The organism is Vallitalea maricola, assembly GCF_036985595.1.
Lineage (GTDB): Bacteria > Bacillota > Clostridia > Lachnospirales > Vallitaleaceae > Vallitalea > Vallitalea maricola.
Genome location: NZ_BTPU01000025.1, coordinates 62092 through 81405 on the forward strand (window position 1 = coordinate 62092; position 19314 = coordinate 81405).

Annotated in this window: 15 protein-coding genes; all 15 read right to left on the bottom strand. The window is 30.8% G+C overall.

What is annotated here, in order from left to right:
• Positions 1 to 330: 330 nt before the first annotated feature.
• Positions 331 to 2706 (bottom strand): stage II sporulation protein E, encoded by a 2376-nt coding sequence (gene spoIIE, locus AACQ14_RS08215; RefSeq protein ID WP_339363092.1) that lies wholly within the window; start codon positions 2704 to 2706, stop codon positions 331 to 333.
• Between the two features lie 755 nt (positions 2707 to 3461).
• A complete protein-coding gene (locus AACQ14_RS08220) occupies positions 3462 to 3764 on the bottom strand; it encodes an FtsB family cell division protein (RefSeq protein WP_339363093.1) in 303 nt (100 codons plus the stop codon).
• Between the two features lie 63 nt (positions 3765 to 3827).
• The gene (gene yabQ / locus AACQ14_RS08225; protein WP_339363094.1) at positions 3828 to 4316 is read right to left on the bottom strand and encodes a spore cortex biosynthesis protein YabQ; all 489 of its coding nucleotides are present in this window, start codon (positions 4314 to 4316) and stop codon (positions 3828 to 3830) included.
• Between the two features lie 7 nt (positions 4317 to 4323).
• Entirely contained in the window at positions 4324 to 4605 is a 282-nt protein-coding gene (gene yabP / locus AACQ14_RS08230; RefSeq protein ID WP_113673185.1) for a sporulation protein YabP, read from the bottom strand.
• Positions 4606 to 4759: 154 nt separating this feature from the next.
• Positions 4760 to 4999 carry an RNA-binding S4 domain-containing protein gene (locus AACQ14_RS08235; protein WP_339363095.1) on the bottom strand — a complete coding sequence of 80 codons (240 nt, stop codon included), beginning with the start codon at positions 4997 to 4999 and terminating at the stop codon, positions 4760 to 4762.
• A 93-nt stretch (positions 5000 to 5092) separates the two neighbouring features.
• Positions 5093 to 5371, bottom strand: coding sequence for an HU family DNA-binding protein (locus AACQ14_RS08240; RefSeq protein WP_113673183.1), 279 nt, complete (start codon positions 5369 to 5371; stop codon positions 5093 to 5095).
• Positions 5372 to 5477: 106 nt separating this feature from the next.
• A complete protein-coding gene (mazG, locus tag AACQ14_RS08245; protein WP_459112797.1) occupies positions 5478 to 6284 on the bottom strand; it encodes a nucleoside triphosphate pyrophosphohydrolase in 807 nt (268 codons plus the stop codon).
• Between the two features lie 160 nt (positions 6285 to 6444).
• Entirely contained in the window at positions 6445 to 9459 is a 3015-nt protein-coding gene (locus tag AACQ14_RS08250) for an insulinase family protein (RefSeq protein ID WP_339363097.1), read from the bottom strand.
• A gap of 245 nt (positions 9460 to 9704) precedes the next feature.
• Positions 9705 to 10256, bottom strand: a complete 552-nt coding sequence (gene spoVT / locus AACQ14_RS08255) for a stage V sporulation protein T (protein ID WP_113673181.1) — start codon at positions 10254 to 10256, stop codon at positions 9705 to 9707.
• A 231-nt stretch (positions 10257 to 10487) separates the two neighbouring features.
• Positions 10488 to 11642: a peptidylprolyl isomerase gene (locus tag AACQ14_RS08260; RefSeq protein WP_339363098.1), complete on the bottom strand. Its 1155-nt coding sequence runs from the start codon at positions 11640 to 11642 to the stop codon at positions 10488 to 10490.
• A gap of 110 nt (positions 11643 to 11752) precedes the next feature.
• Entirely contained in the window at positions 11753 to 15268 is a 3516-nt protein-coding gene (gene mfd, locus AACQ14_RS08265; protein ID WP_339363099.1) for a transcription-repair coupling factor, read from the bottom strand.
• Positions 15269 to 15396: 128 nt separating this feature from the next.
• A complete protein-coding gene (locus AACQ14_RS08270; RefSeq protein WP_339363100.1) occupies positions 15397 to 16200 on the bottom strand; it encodes a class D sortase in 804 nt (267 codons plus the stop codon).
• Entirely contained in the window at positions 16200 to 16784 is a 585-nt protein-coding gene (gene pth / locus AACQ14_RS08275) for an aminoacyl-tRNA hydrolase (RefSeq protein WP_339363101.1), read from the bottom strand. Before pth ends, AACQ14_RS08270 begins: the two co-directional genes overlap by 1 nt.
• Positions 16785 to 16881: 97 nt before the next feature.
• Positions 16882 to 17847: a ribose-phosphate diphosphokinase gene (locus AACQ14_RS08280; protein ID WP_339363102.1), complete on the bottom strand. Its 966-nt coding sequence runs from the start codon at positions 17845 to 17847 to the stop codon at positions 16882 to 16884.
• A gap of 79 nt (positions 17848 to 17926) precedes the next feature.
• Positions 17927 to 19288 carry a bifunctional UDP-N-acetylglucosamine diphosphorylase/glucosamine-1-phosphate N-acetyltransferase GlmU gene (gene glmU / locus AACQ14_RS08285; RefSeq protein WP_339363104.1) on the bottom strand — a complete coding sequence of 454 codons (1362 nt, stop codon included), beginning with the start codon at positions 19286 to 19288 and terminating at the stop codon, positions 17927 to 17929.
• Between the last annotated feature and the right edge of the window lie 26 nt (positions 19289 to 19314).

Genomic DNA, 19314 nt, shown 5'->3' on the forward strand with positions numbered 1-19314 from the left:
AATCAATAGTCAAGTTAAATCTTTGTTATATATGCTTCATTATTAACAGTTTGTTAATATCTTATATACAAATTAGCGATTGCATAACAGTCGCTCCAATAGTATAGGGGAATATTTCGTCAGCCAGTTAAACATCCGTGTTTAAAAGGCTGAGTTCGCCATCCATGGCTCACTGCTCCATATTCCCCTATACTATTTGCGCTCGATATTTAGAATTCGGAGCTTACTGTATAGTATAATATTGCATATGCGAGAATTAGTTCTTTCCTATAAGATTAAAAGCGGAGAAAACCTTTAATATTTCTCCGCTATTAGTACTTATAATAATAATTATCCCGCTTTTTCCCATATTCTCATAACCAGTACAGTCATATCATCTTTCAACATGCCTCCTGTCTTTTCTCTGGCTGCTTCTAATATGTAATCAGCCATATCCTGTGGATTTCTACTATCCAATTTATGTAGAGACTCCTCTACCCACTTCTCTTTATCAATCTCCTCATCCTCGCAATCTAATATTCCATCTGTAACCATTATAACCATATCGCCATTTCTTAGATTCTTGGTAGTTGATTCACTTTCTATCTCATTCAACATCCCCATAGGGAGTGATGTTGATTTTACTACCTCTACTTTATTTCCTCTCTTTATGAATGACGATGCAGCCCCAATTTTTACAAATTCACATACACCTGTATATCTATCAACTAAACCCATATCCAGAGTTGAAAAAGTTTGCTCACTAGATTTTAATACAAGTATTGAATTTATCATTTTTATTGCTGTTTCACCATCAAATCCTGCTTCCAGCAATTGTTCTAATAATTCAATAGCAGCTTTACTTTCTTTGAAAGCTTTCAATCCTGTACCCATTCCATCTGAGAGTGCAACGATATCTTGTCCTTTTGGCAGATTCAAAAAGGTATAGCTGTCACCGGATATGTCTTTATAGTCCTTACTGGCTCTAGCGACCCCTTTTGCAATTCTGTAAACCTCACTTTCAATAAATTTCACTTGACAATATTTACTCCCATTAATATATTTGCACCCTTCTTCTAATCTCATTTTTTTCTTGGTGAATTTATTAATTACAGGAGTTATATCTTTCATGCTTTTCGTTTTATCTCCACTATATTTTATCTTGAGACTTACTTCCATCCTTTGGTTACTTGCTTTATATACCACCACATCTTTTACAATAATATCGTCCTTTTTTAATTCCTCAGAAATTTTATTTTCCAAATCTGTATTAAACTCTATATTCTTATATAAATTATTTCCTAACTTGTCAATGATATCTGCAACGGAATAAAACTGCTGGGATATTAGTTGTCTGTTTTCAGCAATTTTATTTTCCCAAGTTAGATTTATTTTATATAACTCAAATAATCTATTTGTTGTTATTATGAATTCCTTTGGCTTTATACATTTTTTAATAAAGACATCAGGAATATCATCTTCGGTTATCTGATTTTTATTTTCTACAGCGGAAAAAATACTAAATACTGTTCTATATGTATCATAAAACTCTTTTTGCCAGCACATTTTGCACATGCTACAGTCTTTACATACTTTTTCCGCTACATCATCTAAGAGCTTATTCACCTCCTCAGTTGTTAGATTCACTCTCCTTTCAGATATATGTTCAAAAGTCTTAGCAATATTTTGAAAAGAATCGGAAAAATTGTTTAACTTCTCACTGATGATTCCTTGTACTTTGTCTATATATTTATCCTCTTCTATTGAGGTTTTTTTCATTGAATATATCTGCTCTTGTTCGTTGGGTAATATAGCAAATATACCTACACTTACAATCAAGGCTTTTACTATCTGGAAATCCAGGTTAAGGGGAGATATGAAATACCATAAACCAATTGTCCCTAGAGAAAATCCTATTATACTACCTACTTTCCCTAATTCCCGAAATAGAGCTGACAGTATCCCAACCATACCGAATATACCTATTATCTCCGGTTCATATCTCCCCATCAGAACTAATACTATTCCAGATATCACACCTATAATGGCACCTGTACCAATACCATGTCTATATCCTAGAATCAAGATAACTGAGAATATCCAGATTTCTATGAATCCTAATCCCATAACAGTTATGTCAGCTATACCAGCAACTGCTGTACCCATTATTATGGCTTCACTGATTAGTATTTCATTAGTTGCTTTTTTATCTTCTTCGTGCTCAAATAAATATTTGAGTCCACGCCCATATATTAATACTAATGAAAATATAGAAGCACTTTCTAATAATGAAACAAACATATTATTGAATAAGTTGTTTTGTATGATTCCAGCAGTGATCGTAATAATCAAACAGCTGGTTGCAGCTATCACCCCCTCGTGAATCAGCAAAGGTTTCTTGCCTTTTATATCTAAAATAGAGTTTACTGATACTATGAGTATCATAATTAGTGCATATTTCAATGCATCGATTATTGGCATAGCAGTAAGTAAACCTATCAAAACTGAAAAGAACATCCATATTCGATTTTTCTTATCAATATATACAGCTGAAAAGTATGCCATTGCCATAGGATTCATATTACCAAACATTACTGCTCTACCCATCATTAGACCTACAGCATACATAAAAATTAATTTTAGTATTTTCAATCCTTCTTTTTGTATTTTATCTTTTTTTGTTATTAGCATCCTAGTTTGTTCTACTGTAATGTTAGTTTTACCCATATATTCTCCTCCCCTTCGCAAAATATTATTTAATTATGATTAATCGCTGGTTGACTAATCCAATCATCTCTTGGTGAGAACTAATTATATATGATGCAAATGGAATTGTTTGTCATAACTTGTATCCAAAATAAAAAAACTTTTAGACAAATTTTCTCATGAATAGGTTAATTATCGAATAGAGGTGGGTTATTATGTTTATAGGTGGAAGAACGGTCGTGGAGATAGTATAGGGGAATATTTCGTCAGCCCGTTAAACGTCCGTGTTTAAAGGGCTGAGTTCGCCGTCCATGGCTCACTGCTTCATATTCCCCTATACTATCTCCACTCGGTGTTTAAATCATGGGTATAAAGATTATAAACATAAGGTGGTTTAAAGTGTGGATTAATGTGCTTATTTTATTTATTAAGCTAATTGATAATTTAATTAAATAATAATTACCTTGTACCTTTTACTTTGTAATGTAGGCTACAACCGCATTCTTTTTACTAGCTTAAGAGTGGTAAATATAGAACTAACCATATATAGTGATAATAACGACTTTTACGGCTTGTTGCCATACCTTATAAACAGCTAGAAGCAACAAACGTAACGAGAGTGATTATCACTATATATGGTTTCAATATACAACCGTTGTCTATTTTAATCTTAATGCTTTACCCACAGTCTGAAATATGACAATACTATTATTCTTAAGTTTCTAAGAATATAAAAGCTCACAAAAAAAAGAGTATTTCCTTAAACAGGAAACCTCTTATTCTTCTTCATTTACAAATATTATTTCATCAGGTTTAACTAGTCCAAATTTTTCTCTTCCCAATTGTTCTATGTATTCATCTGATTTAATGTATTCTTTTTGTTTTAATAGGTCTATGTGTTTTTGTTCTTCTGTTTCTATTTGCTGTTCTAGTTTCATCTCATCTTTCTCTAGCTGGAGGTTCTTAACATACAGTGTTGATACTCTAATACTTACGACAACGGTTAGTAGTATTAATACTAGTGTAGAAAACAATATAGCTTTTGTTTTTTTTCTTTTTCTTCTCAAGTAAACTATCATTCCTTTCTCGTAACAACATTTGTATATGCTTAAAGCGTTTTATCATACTTTAAGTTAATATATCTATTTCTTTTTAAATATCACTTTTACGTCCTTAATAATCTTCTTATATTTTATTATCAACCATTTGCCGAATTTTTTCAAGAGTTTATATATTTTTCTGACTACAAAATTGATAGGACGAAGTAAAAGTTTTATTGGTCCTATTATTATCTTGAACAAGAATTTTATTATTTTAGCTATGAAGGAATATATTTTCATGAATATCATTAATACTAGTTTGCTTATTAAGAAGAAATAGATTATTAAGCCTAAGAATACTCCTATGTATAAAAATCCTCTTAGGACACCATTATTGTTTTTAAATATGTCCATGAATATTATAAAGCTTCCAAATAGCCAAAATATAAAATCTTGTACATTGATAAGCCATTTAGGATGTTTTATTATTCTTCTAAGAACTCTAACTAAATCATACACAAATCCTAGAAAAAGACCACTTAGTATTGACATAATGAAGCTGATTGCTTGAGCACTTACTAAACTATTCATAAATCACCTAACCAAATAATTTTGACATAAATGATCCTTTAGACCCGTATCTAGCACCATCACTGTATTCTAAGCTTTCAATCTGCCCATCTAATTCTAATTCCTCTTTTTCTAGATTCAACCTATTAACATGTAGTTCTAAACCTTTAATGGTAAGCGTTCCCATCTCAGTCTCAACCATGACAACGTCCGTATCAAAAGATATGACATCAGAAACTCCTGTTATAGAAATTCTTTCTCTATCATTGATAACTAACCTATGGTTCATATTAGTATGCTTTTCTTCCATGTTTACCCTCCTCTTAATGTGGATTACCTATAATTCATTATATTAACCTATAGAGGGATTTATTCTAATCTAATGTGTTTTTATGGGACGTACCGTTAAAAAGATAGAAAAAGGCTGTCTCATCCATTAAAATCCTATGAGGCAACCTTTCGTTCTATAGATACTTGAACATATCTTTAGCTTCATCTTTTTTTACTGTTTCCTTTACCATTAATACTTCTACCTTAACCGCTTTATTACCGAATTGAATTTCTATTATATCTCCAACAGATACTTTTGTTCCTGCTTTAGCTACTTTTTCATTGATCTTGATTCTACCTGCGTCACATGCCTCATTAGCTACGGTTCTTCTTTTAATTAGTCTTGATACCTTAAGATATTTATCTAATCTCATATTACCACCTGCCTTTTTGTAGATTAATATTTATATAATAAATAAAAAAATCTGCACCATATAGTGCAGATTTTTAGAAATTAAATGTTTTACCTAGCGACCATTTACAGCGTCTTTTAAAGCTTTTCCAGCTTTGAATCTTGGAGCTTTTGAAGCTGCAATTTGCATTGGTTCTCCAGTTTGTGGGTTTCTACCTTCTCTTGCTGCTCTTTCAGTAACATCAAAAGTACCAAATCCAACTAATTGAATTTTGCCCCCATTACTTAACTCATTTGAAACTACATCAATAAATGATTTTAACGCTTTTTCTGCATCTTTTTTACTTAATTCAGTTTGTTCTGCCATAGCCGTAACTAATTCAGCTTTGTTCATAATAACTCCTCCTCTACTTTAATATTATATTATTTTGAACAAAGGCGCATATATGCGCTGCTAAGAATATTCTTAGCTTTATAAACAATCGTTTAAACGATTATTCTTAATGTTCTTTAAGCTGCTCCCATAACTTGTCCAGTTCAGTCATTGTTATGTCGTTCATGCTTAAACCTTTTTGTATTACAAGGTTTTCTATTCCCTCAAATCTATTTATAAACTTTTCTGTAGCATTTGTCAAGGAAAATTCAGTATTTAATTTCAAAAACCTTGAAATATTAACCATTGAAAATAGTAAATCCCCATATTCTTCCATAATGTTACAATTATTACCAATTCTCATGGCTTCTTCTAATTCTTCCAATTCCTCGTGTACTTTTGCCATAACTTGGCTTATGTCTGTAAAATCAAAACCTGCATCTCTAGCTTTTTTTTGAACTTTTACTGCTCTCATTAATGCAGGAAGAGCTTTTGGCACTTTTCTCATGTCTTCAGTATAGGAAATATTGTTTTTTTCAACTTTTTTAATTTCATTCCACTTTATAGTAACTTCTTCAGGCGATTTATCTTGTTTTTCTTTAAATACATGTGGATGTCTTCTGATAAGTTTCTCACATATACCATTAATTACATCATCAATATTAAAATTCTCATTATCAGTGGCTATTTGAGAATGGAATACTACATGTAATAACATGTCTCCAAGTTCTTCTTGCAGGTTTTCCATATCATTATTATCGATTGCCTCTAATACCTCATATACTTCTTCTAAGGTACCACCTCTAAGGCTTTCATGTGTTTGAACTTTATCCCAAGGACAACCTTCTTCACTTCTCAATACTCTAATGATATTTTTGAGCTCTTCAAAAGAATAATTTTTATTATTTTTGTAAATTTTTGTCACCACAATCATTCCAATCAGATAATATATAACAAATTATACCATAATATAATAAGCTAATAAACAAAATTTTATTTATTCTACTTGCTGATTTATAAAATTAGTTTTATTTTATTATTTTTTCATTGCCCTAAATAGGTCTATTTTTTTTATTTTAGTGTTAATGCACTATTCAACGTTGATTAAAATACACTATTGCATAAAAATTTTCTTTGTTTTCAATAATGTGTTTTTCTCCTCCAACAACGCAGAAATGATTTTGTTGGAGCACACCTTTAATCATTTCTGCAAAGTTTCTAATATCCTCATCTGTTGTATCCATTATTTCCTTACATTCATTAATAAAATCCTTGATAAAATAATTAGAAAAATACATTTCATCTGCATTTGTATATTTAAATATATGTGATTTAAATTGATCTCTCAGCAAGATATGAGGTACAGTATTAATAATATATTTTTCCATCTCTTTATCTGTCGCTCTAAATTTTTCAATAAATAGTGTTACCTCATCAATAGCTTTCATTGCTTCTTTAATATTGGATCCTCTATCTACATTAAATATAATCTGACCATCCCTATTAATACTAATTGAAGCTCCATATGCCCCTCCTTCATTAGCTATTTTTTTCATATACTCCTTATTTAATATATTTTCAAGAACTTTCATTTTAGGATTGAATACATATCCATCTTCGGTAAAGTCACCTCCTTTTACTATATAGTAAGTATCCATAGGTATTATAATTCCCTTGTTTATAGAATCTGATTTATACAAATGATTTTCTACCGAGTAACAGGTATGATTTATATTCTTTATTAAACCAGAAATACTTTTAGCAAATTGACCATACTCGTTTTTATTGCCAACAAAACTGATTGTCATGTTATTTTGATTAAATACTTTTTGATTGATGTTTTTTAAGTTTTCTTGAATATCTAGGAAATTTTCATCAAAATTTTGTTCAAGTTTTTTCAGAAATTCATAGTAGCTAACTCCCCATATTTTCGAAATGTATTCTCCATAAGAAGCAACTTGATTATAAGCTAATGTACTTCCATAATCATACTCTTTAAAACTCATTTCATATTCCATTTTTTGGTTTACTATGATATCTTTTATACTTTCTCTATTACTAAAAATGGTGTTACTCAGTATTTCAGCCGCTAATTCAAACATATCTTTTTTAACCTCATCTGTAGTTAGATGTACCTGAACTTTTAATCGGTATAAATTGGAATCAGACATTCGATAATAGCGTGGTACAGCTATCCATGAGTAATTTTTAGTATGTTTTTTTATTTTTTCATCACTGTATTTCTCTGTTTCTAATTTTCCCAAGAGATCACACAAAAGCTTCACATAGCCTATCTTATCCCAAGGTACATTCTGTGTATCAAAATAAAGAGACATTTCAGCTATTTTATCTACCTTAATAGGATGATATAAAACTGTGGTATTTTCTAGTTCCTTGACTTGTGTTGGTATCTCATCCATCTCAATTTTAATATCATCTAATGTAAGTGAGGGAATAAAGGCTAGTTCTTCCTTTGTATTTCTTTTATTTTTCCATTCATTTAATGTTTTAGTTTGTTTTATTAATGCTTGCAGATGTTGCGGTGTTAAACTGGATTTGTAGTTAGCTAACTTCTTTCTCTCCTTTTCAATTTGTTTTTCTACAAGCCCAACAATAGGTTTTAATGTTACTATAGACCTATGTTGATTATCCATAATATATTTTTTTATTAGGTTTTCAAAATATCCTTGTTCTACTTTTTTTTCAATGCTTTCCAAATATTCATATTCTCTAATATATAGAAAAGGATCTCCACCATGAAGCCAACTTTGGCATATTATATTATTATAATTTATCATGTTAATACTGCTCAACATCTTATAGTTATCACGTTTTTTCCATTTATTTATTGTTTGTTGAATAATCTTTTTATCCAATCTTTCCTCGTAGATATCTGAGAAAGCCCTATCAATATATTCTTGAATCCTTGCTTTATTTTCTTCTCCAGTATCATACACTTTGATTGTATACACTGGCTGAAAGCCACTTATATTTAACCTTGTTTCTATCATAGCTCCTAATCCATTATCTTTTAGCTTAGTATTTAATTGTGTAATCTTTTCACTGAGGATTTCATCCAAAATTCTAAAGCCAATGATTGTTTCACTATCCAAAATATTACTTACTACATAATTATAGGTTAGATAAGTTAGCTTTTTATCTTCTTCCAATATGCCGTATGATTCTATATAATCTACAGGCTTTCTAAAGGCTTCTTGATTAATTGCTATATCATGTATCTGTTCATTATTCTTAGAAAAATGACAATAAAATTTTTCATCAATTAGTTTTAGAACATGGTTAATATCAAGTTTTCCATATATAATGGTATAACAATTAGAAGGTTTATAATGGCTCTTGTACGTATTTATCATCTGTTCCCTTGTTAATACTTGAATATCTTCTGGAATGCCCCCAACTTCAAATCTATACGCTGTATCAGGAAAAAGAGATTTGTTGATTGCTCGATTGAGAAAAATATCCACATCTTGCAAACCTTTCATCTCACTATAAACCCTACCGTTAAATACAACATCTTCTTCCTGAGAATTTAGCTCATAAATCCCTCTCTCAGCTTGAAATAATCTTGGTTCTTTTGTTAAATTAGAGAAAAATATTATATCCATCATAACATCCATGATATTATAAATATCTTTTTCTATATAACTACTTGCTGAATAAGTAACATAATCCAAGTTAGTAGCGGCAATTATTGATTGACTCATGGAGTTCTTTTTGATTTCTGATAAAGGATTTTTTATTGGATAATGAAGTGAACCTCCTTTAGCAACACAATGTTCAATGACATGATGGATACCTGTGTTATCTGTTGGAAGTGCTTTAACATTAATTGAGAAAAATCTTTCCTTGTCCTCATTTTTAATATAAATTAGTTTTCCACCAGATTTTATGTGCTCATAAGTGATGGCTGTTCCATTTAGTTCCTTAATTTCTTCAGTATCTATCACTTTAAATCCTGATAGGGTCCCTAATTTGCTTACACTTTCATTCTGATTTATTCCTTTACCACTATCCAGTAAGTACCATATCCATCCAGCAATAAAGATGACGATTAAAGGTATGACTAATAATTTCGTTATTTTTTCCACGATTTTCCTTCTTTCTAACGGAATTAGATTTATCCAGATATGCTTTTTCATTTATTATCTAAAACTCTTCACCTCTAATACTATAAAATTAGCAATCTGAATTATTTAATTTTTACTATTACTATATTACTTTATATTTATTTAGTATTTATTTGTTTTTTCTTAAGATACTCTTAATTTCACTTTTACCTGAAATCAAACATAATAAAATAGAACAAGACTGAGTTAAAAAACTCAGCCTTGCTCTATTGTTCCATTTGTTTACCTAAAAATCCTGCCGCTGAATGAGCTAATTTAGTTTCAACTTCACCCATTTTTATTTTACTATCTTTACTTAAGAATATGACAGCTCCTATGGCGTCACCTTCTGATATTATTGGAGTTATAACCTCAGAAATATATTCATCGTTTTCTCCATCATATAAAATATCTATAAATTTCTTTTCATCTTTGTTAGCTAGTATTGTTTCTCTTTCTGTTATTGCTTCTTCTAGTTCTTTACTTATTTGTTTTTCTAAAAATTCTCTTTTGGAGCCACCCGATACAGCTATAACTTGATCCTTATCAGAAATACAGATGGTATGTCCAGTAGTTTGTGCCAAAGCTTCTGCATACTGTTTAGCAAATGTTCCAAGTTCACCAATAGGTGAGTATTTTTTAAGTATTATTTCTCCATCTTTATCAGTAAATATCTCTAAGGGGTCTCCTTCTCTTATCCTTAATGTCCTTCTTATTTCTTTTGGTATAACTACCCTACCAAGATCATCTATCCTTCTTACAATACCTGTTGCCTTCAAATTATTACCTCCTTTAGATAGTCATCACAAAGCTGTCAATAATAGTATGCAACAATTTAACTATAATATTCATATTTTGACAGTTTTAAACTTAAGACCCAATACCAATTTATTCAAATTAAATTTTACTTTTATCAGCTTTGATGATGTTAATTAATATACTTTCCTATAAGATAAAAAAAAGAACTAAGATTATCTCTTAGTCCTTATTATTCGATATTAATATTTATTTCATTCAATGTTTTTGTCACTTATTGGATTTTCATTAATATTACCGAAAATATCTATTTTAGCCCACAATTCTTCATTCAAGTCTACAATTGTATTATTTTTCCATTCATCATATATTTTATTAAATGCACTATTTTTTAGTTGTTCTTTATATTCCTCTTTTAACTGACTCTCATATTTCTTGAATTCTTCTTCAAATTCTTGTACTTCTTCATCTGTAGGAGGAATTTTTTCCAGTACTTTAAAAATGTGATATCCATAATCGCTTTTCTTTATATCACTTATTTCTCCAGATTCTAATTCTATGAGGCTCTGAAAATTATCGTCTAAAAGTCTAACTGGAAGAATATATTCCCCATTATTTTCTTTTGTAGATTCATCTTGTGAATATTTTTTTACAAGACTAGTAAACTCTTCGCCAGCAACAGCTTTCTTATATATATCTTCTATCTTTTTCTTTGCTTTTTCTTCAATATCAGGTGATATAAGCACATATTCATCTTTATTATTTTTCTCATGTGTCTTAATAAATATGTGTATCACTTTTAAGCTAAGCAGCATATCTTCTAGGTTACTTGACTTTAATTTTGCATAGTTTTCATTTTCTAACAACTTATTTGTCAATTCTTCTTCTTTTGGAACATATCCCTTTGTCATTTCATTAATGACCTTATTTACTAATCTATATTCCTTAAAAGAATTGAAAATACTTTCTTTGGTTAAATGATAATTTTCTATATCTGCTTTTTCTAAATCATTATAGTATTTTAGCGCTTGGGCCTTTACATCTTTATCTTCGCTTTCAGTAATAGTTATCCCCATTTCATCTGATTTCTTGACCAAAATCTTAGTACGTACAAGATTATCAAGTACTGCTAATTTGGCTACATCCTCAGCCTTTTTCCCTCCACTAAAATCATTATGATCCCAGACATCTTCTCCACCTAATTCTTCAAACTCCATTTTAACCTGCAGTAAATATGGCATTACCTCATCAACCTTAATATCTACATCATCAATGGTAATCAACTTATCATTGTCTTCATAGATATCAAGTTTTTCTTTTATTTCTTTTTTACTACTACAACCCACTAAACAGAAGATGCACATGAAAAGCAGAATATACTTACTTATCCATTCATAAGTGCTTTTCATTTTTATCTCTCCTAACATAGAAACCAGTTTGCAACTTATATAATTTACTAAATATATAGAAGTTGCTTATTGTTTCCTAATTATATGTCTATCTTCATTATAGTTTAAACCTATGAATCCTTCAAATCTTTTATGTCTTGTAACACATTCTTAATATGTCTGAAAAATTGTTTTTTATCAACTCTGCTAATCTTATACGTAAAATATGGTGCTTTATTAATTGTAAAAAACAACCTATTTCTATATTTATTTAACAGCTCAGGTATTTTGTCAGGATTAATCCTAGCATCTTTTCTAGCTTCAAATTTGATGTTTTCACCTTTTTGCTCAATGTTTACTATATCTGCTTTATTGGCAATAGCTTTCATGATAGCTATATCCAATAGATTAACAACTGATTTTGGAAGGTCACCATATCTATCTTCAAGCTCTTCCTGCACATCATAATAATCTTTTTCGTCTTCAATGCTGGCAATCTTTTTATAGGCTCCAAGTTTTCTTATTTCATCTTTGATATAAGTAGAGGGAATAAAAGCATCAACATTTAATTCTACAGATGTTTCAAAACGTTCCTCTACTTTGTCATCACTGACTTCATGTATTGCTTCTTCTAATAGTTTACAATACAGATCATAACCAACTGATTCCATATGACCATGTTGTCTTGCTCCAAGAAGATTACCTGCTCCTCTGATCTCAAGGTCTCTCATGGCTATTTTGAAGCCTGACCCAAACTCGGTAAATTCTTTTATGGCTTGTAATCTTTTTTCAGCTGTTTCTTGTAATATCTTATCTTTTTTGTACAATAAGTAAGCATATGCAACCCTGTTAGATCTTCCAACCCTACCTCTTAACTGATAAAGCTGGGATAGACCTAATCTATCTGCATCCTGAATGATTATTGTATTGGTATTTTGAATATCAAGACCTGTTTCAATGATTGTTGTACAGACAAGTATATCAATATCACCATTAATATACTCAAACATGATATTTTCAAGTTCCCGTTCATTCATCTGTCCATGAGCAAATGCCACATTAGCTTCTGGTACCATCTTACTTATCCAGTCAGCTACTTCATCAATCTTTTTGACTCTATTATAAACATAATATATCTGTCCGCCTCTTGACAATTCTCTATATATAGCATCTTTAATCAATTCTTCGTTATGCTCAAGTACATAAGTCTGAATAGGATGTCTTTCTTCTGGCGGCTCTTCAAGCACACTCATATCCCTTATACCTATGAGACTCATATGAAGAGTTCTTGGTATAGGGGTTGCTGTTAGAGTTAATACATCTATATCTTGTTTTACTTTCTTGATTTTCTCTTTATGTGCTACTCCAAATCTCTGTTCCTCATCTATAATAAGTAATCCAAGGTCTTTGAATACAACATCTTTTGATATTATCCTATGAGTACCTATAAGTATGTCAACCAAGCCTTTTTTGGTATCATCTATTATTTTTTTCTGTTCTTTCTGACTTTTGAATCTTGATAACATCTCTACTCTTACAGGGAAATCTTTCATCCTTTGGACAAAGTTATTATAGTGTTGCTGAGCTAATATGGTAGTAGGCACTAGATAAGCTACCTGTTTATCGTCTTGAACTGACTTAAATGCAGCCCTTATAGCTACTTCCGTCTTTCCATAGCCTACATCACCACAGATTAGTCTATCCATTATTTTTCTGCTTTCCATATCATTTTTGGTTTCTTCTATAGCTATTAACTGGTCATCTGTTTCTTCATATGGAAACATCTCTTCAAATTCTTTTTGCCAAACAGTATCAGTTGTGAACTCATAACCTACTTTTGCTTGTCTTTTAGCATATAAAGCCACCAAGTCTTTTGCAAGGTCTTCTACTATACCTTTAACACGGCTTTTGGTCTTCTTCCATTCATTAGTACCTAATTTGTTTAGTTTTGGTTTCTTACCTTCTGAACCAATATATTTTTGAATAACATCCAATTGACTGGTTGATATATATAAGTTTCCTTCGTCTCTATAGGATATCTTGATATAGTCTTTACTGATTCCATCAATCTCTATTTTTTCAGTTCCTCTGAAAATACCTATTCCATAATTCTCATGGACAATATAATCTCCAACTTTTAGCTCAGTGAAGCTCTCTATTTTACTTCCCTTGAACTTTTTCTTTTTTGTCTTTTTCCTCTTCTTGCTTTTCCCCACTAGATCAGTCTCTGATATTATTACAAATTTAATAAGAGGGTATTCAAACCCTTTGTGTAAGCTACCATAGCTAACTGCAACTTTTCCTTTTGGAATCTCTGCATCCAATTTTGACAAATAGAAGGCATCTATTCCTCTTTCTTTTAATTCATAAGATAGTCTTTCCGCTCTGGTCTTAGAACCTGTAAGCAATAATGTCCTATATCTATTATTACTCCAGTATTTTAGATCCTTTTCCAAGATCTCCATACTTTTGTGATATGGATTAATTGATTTTACAGAAAAATTAACATTAAATTTATAATTGAATCTATCTGTCTTCTGCTGTAGTGTGCTTAATAAAACACATGTATAATCTTCGAATTTGAATAATAATTCATCTATGGTCCTGAGTATTTCCGTTTGACCTTTCAATAAATAGCCTTTTTCGAATCTATTAATTATACTTTCGTTGAATTCTTTTTTAGTGCTTTCCCACTTTTCATTTATCCTTGCTGGTTCATCAATATATAATAACGTTTCATTAGGGAAATAGTCTACAAAGGAAACTGTCTCATCATAAAAATAATCAATGTATCCTTCAATACCATTAAATGTTTTTTGACTAGTAATTTTGTCCAGCAAAATAGAGGTAGATTGCTTTATTCTATCTACTTCGTCTTGTTTATTATTTGCTTCAAATGTCTTAATTAACTGGTCCCTATCTTTTTTTATCTTATCTATCGCTTTTGCTATCTTCTCTTTGTCTACAATAACTTCTCTTGCAGGGTATATCTCTATCTCATCAACTTTATCAATTGATCTTTGACTCTCTATATTCATAGATCTTATAGAGTCTATTTCTTCGTCCCATAATTCAATTCTATATGCATTCTTTTCTGTAGGTGGAAATATGTCAATTATTCCGCCTCTAATAGCGAACTGTCCTTTGCTTTCTACTTGAGATACTCTTTCGTATCCCATGAACATAAATTTTTCACTTATCTCAGTAAGATTCCATACATCCCCAACTTTACTTTTTATTATACTTGATTCAAACATAGACTTACCTATTAATTTATCCATCACTGCTTCTATTGATAGTATGACTGTATATCCTCCGCTGTCATATAATTTCTTGATTATATTTATACGCTGTTCGATAATGTCATTACTATGTACGTCAGCACTATAAAATATTATATCTTTTGCAGGATACAGAAAAACATTATCGTTGCTGAAAAACTTCATGTCTTCGTAGATTTCTCTAGCTCTAAGTTCGTTATACGTAATAATAAGTTTGTTTCTGTTTTCACCTAGTGCATGCATTAGATGGCATTTCTCTGAGTCGATAGCTCCTGTAAGATATATTGGAGATATTTTTTTATTAATTTTTTCAAGGGCATTATTAAAAGCCTCTAAATCTCTTAAAGGTTGTACTAGTGTTTTCAAATCATCACATCCTGATTTTTCCTATATTAAGAATGTACAAAAGTAAATATATTATATTATATACCAATTATTATATAATATTTCTAGGCAATTTTAAACAATTATATATTCTTATAGTAGTATTTTGCTTAGTTATCAATCATTCCATGTATAATTAATCTATGAGTAGCACCAATAACAGGATCACATGTAATTAATGTGATGACTTTTGATTTGCTGCTCCCTCTCATAACTGATACATCATCTGGTTCAACTATTTTCTTGTCGTAAACTGTATAGATAAACTCCTTTTCCTTAGTGACTATATTAATTTTATCTCCTTGTTCTAATTCATTTAACCTATTAAAGAACACTCCATAAGTATGGCTTCTATGACCGGCTAATACTGCATTTCCAATCTGACCGAATTCACCACTCTCAGGCATATATCCTATAGCATATTTCAAGGTTTCAAGGTCAATACCATTAGCTATTGGCAGATGTACTCCTATTTTATCAATCTTAATTATGGCTATTGCTTTAGGTTTTGGCTTAGGTTTAGGCTTATCCTTCTTTTTCTCTGGTTCCGTACTTTCATCTACATCAGATTCTGGTGTGATATTATTAGAGTCATCATTAGCATTACTATCAGTGTCATTCACGTTAGTTTCTTCAGTATCTGTATCACTATCACTCAAAGATTGTTCATTTACTTCAATAGGATTTATACTCTCTTGATTTTCAGTTTTGTCTCCCCAGCTGAATATATCGTTCAAAACCATATTGTTCTGTCTTGAAACATCTAATTCCTCTTCATTTTGCGGCTGGAAATCACTGTAGAATTCTTCTAACATGGTTTCTTGCAATCTGTGGGTTCTATATTTCCCAACCAGCGGTAAAGCTATAAGTATAACACCTGTAATAATTAACAATAATGATATTACTCTTCTCATTAATCACATTCCTCTCGTTTAATCTTAACATTATATACATTCATAGCTTTATCTATACCTTTTATTACTATATCTTCTATGGCATCACTGGCTCTTTTTATTTCTTCAACCATATTCTTTATTTCTTCATCATTGAATCTGCTTAATACATGGTCTTTCAAATCCCACTCAGGACATTTGGCTCCGACACCTACTCTTACTCTTATGAATTCATTAGTACCTATGTGTCTAATAATGTTTTTCATACCATTATGCCCACCGGCACTTCCTTTTTTTCGTATCCTTATTGTTCCTATTTCAAAACAGATATCATCATACACAACTATCAAATCTTTTTCAGTACATTTATAAAAATCCATTACCTTGCTTATGCTTTCGCCGCTTAGATTCATATATGTTTGAGGCTGTACCAGAACTACTTTCTCTCCACCAATAACACCGCTTCCTAATACAGCATTGAATTTTTTCTTATTTAACTTGATATTATTCTCATATGCCAATCTTTCTATCACTTCAAACCCGACATTATGTCTTGTTGCAGTGAATCTCATGCCTGGGTTACCTAATCCAGCAATTATATACATTTGTAATCACCTTTCTAATTTATTTACTAAAAGCCCTAGTATATACTAGGGCTTTAACATAATCAAATTACCATATTTTCATACAATAGTCAATTTTTTAACCGAATAATTTTGAAACAGATTTGTTGCAATGGATTCTATGAATAGCTTCTGCTAGAATTTGAGCAACAGATAATTGTCTAATCTTATCGATTTTCTTTTCTTCTGGAAGAGCAATTGTGTCAAGTACAACTAATTCTTTTATGTCTGATTTTTGAATTCTTTCTATTGCAGGACCTGATAATACTGGGTGAGTACAACATGCATACACTTCTACAGCACCTTGTTCTTTTAATGCACTTGCTGCATTACATATTGTTCCAGCTGTATCAATCATATCATCAACTAGAATAACTTTTTTACCATTAATATTACCAATTATGTTCATAACTTCTGAAACATTTGCTTCTGGTCTTCTCTTATCAATAATAGCCATTGGAATATCTAATTTTTCTGCAAAAGAACGAGTTCTTTTAACACTTCCGATATCTGGTGATACCATTGCAATGTTATCCATATCATCAGCAAATTTTTCTTTGTAATATTTTAATAGTAGTGGAGCACCTAACATATGGTCCACAGGCATTGTAAAGAATCCTTGAATCTGAGCACAGTGTAAGTCCATAACTAATACTCTATCTGCACCTGTTGCTTGTATTAGATCAGCTATCAATCTTGCACTAATTGGGTCCCTGGCTCTTGTCTTTCTGTCTTGTCTTGCATAACCATAATAAGGAATTACTGCAGTAATCCTGCCTGCTGAAGCTCTTCTTAGAGCATCAATCATAATTAATAGTTCCATTAAATTGTCATTTACAGGGCTTGATGTAGGTTGAACAATGTAACAATCTACACCACGAACAATTTCGTCAATCTTCACATACGTTTCGCCGTCACTAAACTGCCCAACATCAGCTGCTCCTAAAGTTAATCCTAAATCAGCTGCAATCGCCTCTGCTAATTGGGGATTAGCATTACATGAGAAAATCTTAATGCCGTCATTGTTCCTAATTGTACTTGTCATATGAATCCTCCTATAATATTTTTAAAACATAAGGAAACCATTTCTAAATTTCTAGATAGAAATAATTTCCTTATATAGATTACCGTTTTTTTCTTACCCAATCTTGTATGTTAATTTGTCTAGCTCTTCCTATTCCCAATGAGTATTCTGGTACATCTTTCGTTATTGTAGAGCCCGCTGCTGTATATGCGTTATTATTAACTTTAACTGGTGATACAAGATTAGTATTACAACCAATGAAAGCATTATCTTCGATGACTGTTCTATGCTTATTCACACCATCATAATTAACTACTACAGTTCCACATCCGAAATTAACATTTTTTCCAACATCAGCATCACCTATATACGTCAAATGAGCTACTTTAGTATTATCTCCAACACTCGAGTTTTTAATTTCAACAAAATCGCCTATTTTTACATTAGAACCAATATGGGAATTAGGTCTAATATAAGCATATGGTCCAACATTGGTATTTTCGCTAATACTACTATCAAGAATTGTTGATGATTCAACATTCACTTTATTACCAATATTTGAATTTACAATCTTACTATTAGCTCCAATAATACAATTATTTCCTATTATAGTTTTTCCTTCTATAAAAGAATTAGGGTATATTATAGTATCAGAATTAATACAAGCATCTTTACTTATATAAGTACATAAAGGATTAATTATGGTTACTCCATTATCCATATGCTTATAGTTAATTCTTTGTTGCATAATCTGTCCTGCTTGATATAATTGAACTCTTGAATTAACTCCTAAGATATCTTCAGAGATATCACTAATCATAGCATTAACATTCAAATGCTTCGCCATAATAGTCTTCAGAGTATCAGGTAAATAATATTCCCCTTGGGCATTATCATTAGTCAAATAATCAAGAGCATTATTAAGTTCTTTTGCATCAAAACAATACATACCCGAATTAATTTCTTTTACCATCTTTTCTTTTTCTGATGCATCTTTATGTTCTATACTTTTTATAAAAGTATTGGATTCGTCTCTTATGATTCTACCATAACCAGTAGGATCTTCTACTATAGTAGATAGAAGTGTTGCAGCATTGTTATGCCTAATATGGTAATCTACCATCTTAGCTAGTGTATCTCCAGTAATTAATGGTGTATCGCCAAATAATATAAGTACATTTCCTTCATCACCAATGAAATCTTTAGCCATCATTACCGCATGACCAGTTCCTAATTGTTCTTCCTGCAAAACAAATTCTACATTATACGAGATTTCTTTTTTAACAATTTCACTTTCGTGTCCAACGACTACTACTATATCTTCAGCGCCAGCTTCCATAGCTGCTTCAATAACATAATCAAGCATTGTTTTGCCAAGTATTTTATGTATAACCTTTGGTAATTCAGATTTCATTCTTGTACCTGCACCAGCTGCCAATATCACTGCTTTTAATCTACTCATCTTATACACCACCTTCAGGTTTTAAT

Bases quoted from the DNA above. Each gene is read 5' to 3' on its own strand.
- glmU (WP_339363104.1), bottom strand. From the start codon at position 19,288: ATGAGTAGATTAAAAGCAGTGATATTGGCAGCTGGTGCAGGTACAAGA.
- yabP (WP_113673185.1), bottom strand. From the start codon at position 4,605: ATGGAAGAAAAGCATACTAATATGAACCATAGGTTAGTTATCAATGAT.
- AACQ14_RS08220 (WP_339363093.1), bottom strand. From the start codon at position 3,764: ATGATAGTTTACTTGAGAAGAAAAAGAAAAAAAACAAAAGCTATATTG.
- AACQ14_RS08280 (WP_339363102.1), bottom strand. From the start codon at position 17,847: ATGACAAGTACAATTAGGAACAATGACGGCATTAAGATTTTCTCATGT.
- yabQ (WP_339363094.1), bottom strand. From the start codon at position 4,316: ATGAATAGTTTAGTAAGTGCTCAAGCAATCAGCTTCATTATGTCAATA.
- AACQ14_RS08240 (WP_113673183.1), bottom strand. From the start codon at position 5,371: ATGAACAAAGCTGAATTAGTTACGGCTATGGCAGAACAAACTGAATTA.
- spoIIE (WP_339363092.1), bottom strand. From the start codon at position 2,706: ATGGGTAAAACTAACATTACAGTAGAACAAACTAGGATGCTAATAACA.
- AACQ14_RS08260 (WP_339363098.1), bottom strand. From the start codon at position 11,642: ATGAAAAGCACTTATGAATGGATAAGTAAGTATATTCTGCTTTTCATG.
- AACQ14_RS08270 (WP_339363100.1), bottom strand. From the start codon at position 16,200: ATGAGAAGAGTAATATCATTATTGTTAATTATTACAGGTGTTATACTT.
- pth (WP_339363101.1), bottom strand. From the start codon at position 16,784: ATGTATATAATTGCTGGATTAGGTAACCCAGGCATGAGATTCACTGCA.
- AACQ14_RS08235 (WP_339363095.1), bottom strand. From the start codon at position 4,999: ATGAGATTAGATAAATATCTTAAGGTATCAAGACTAATTAAAAGAAGA.
- mazG (WP_459112797.1), bottom strand. From the start codon at position 6,284: ATGATTGTGGTGACAAAAATTTACAAAAATAATAAAAATTATTCTTTT.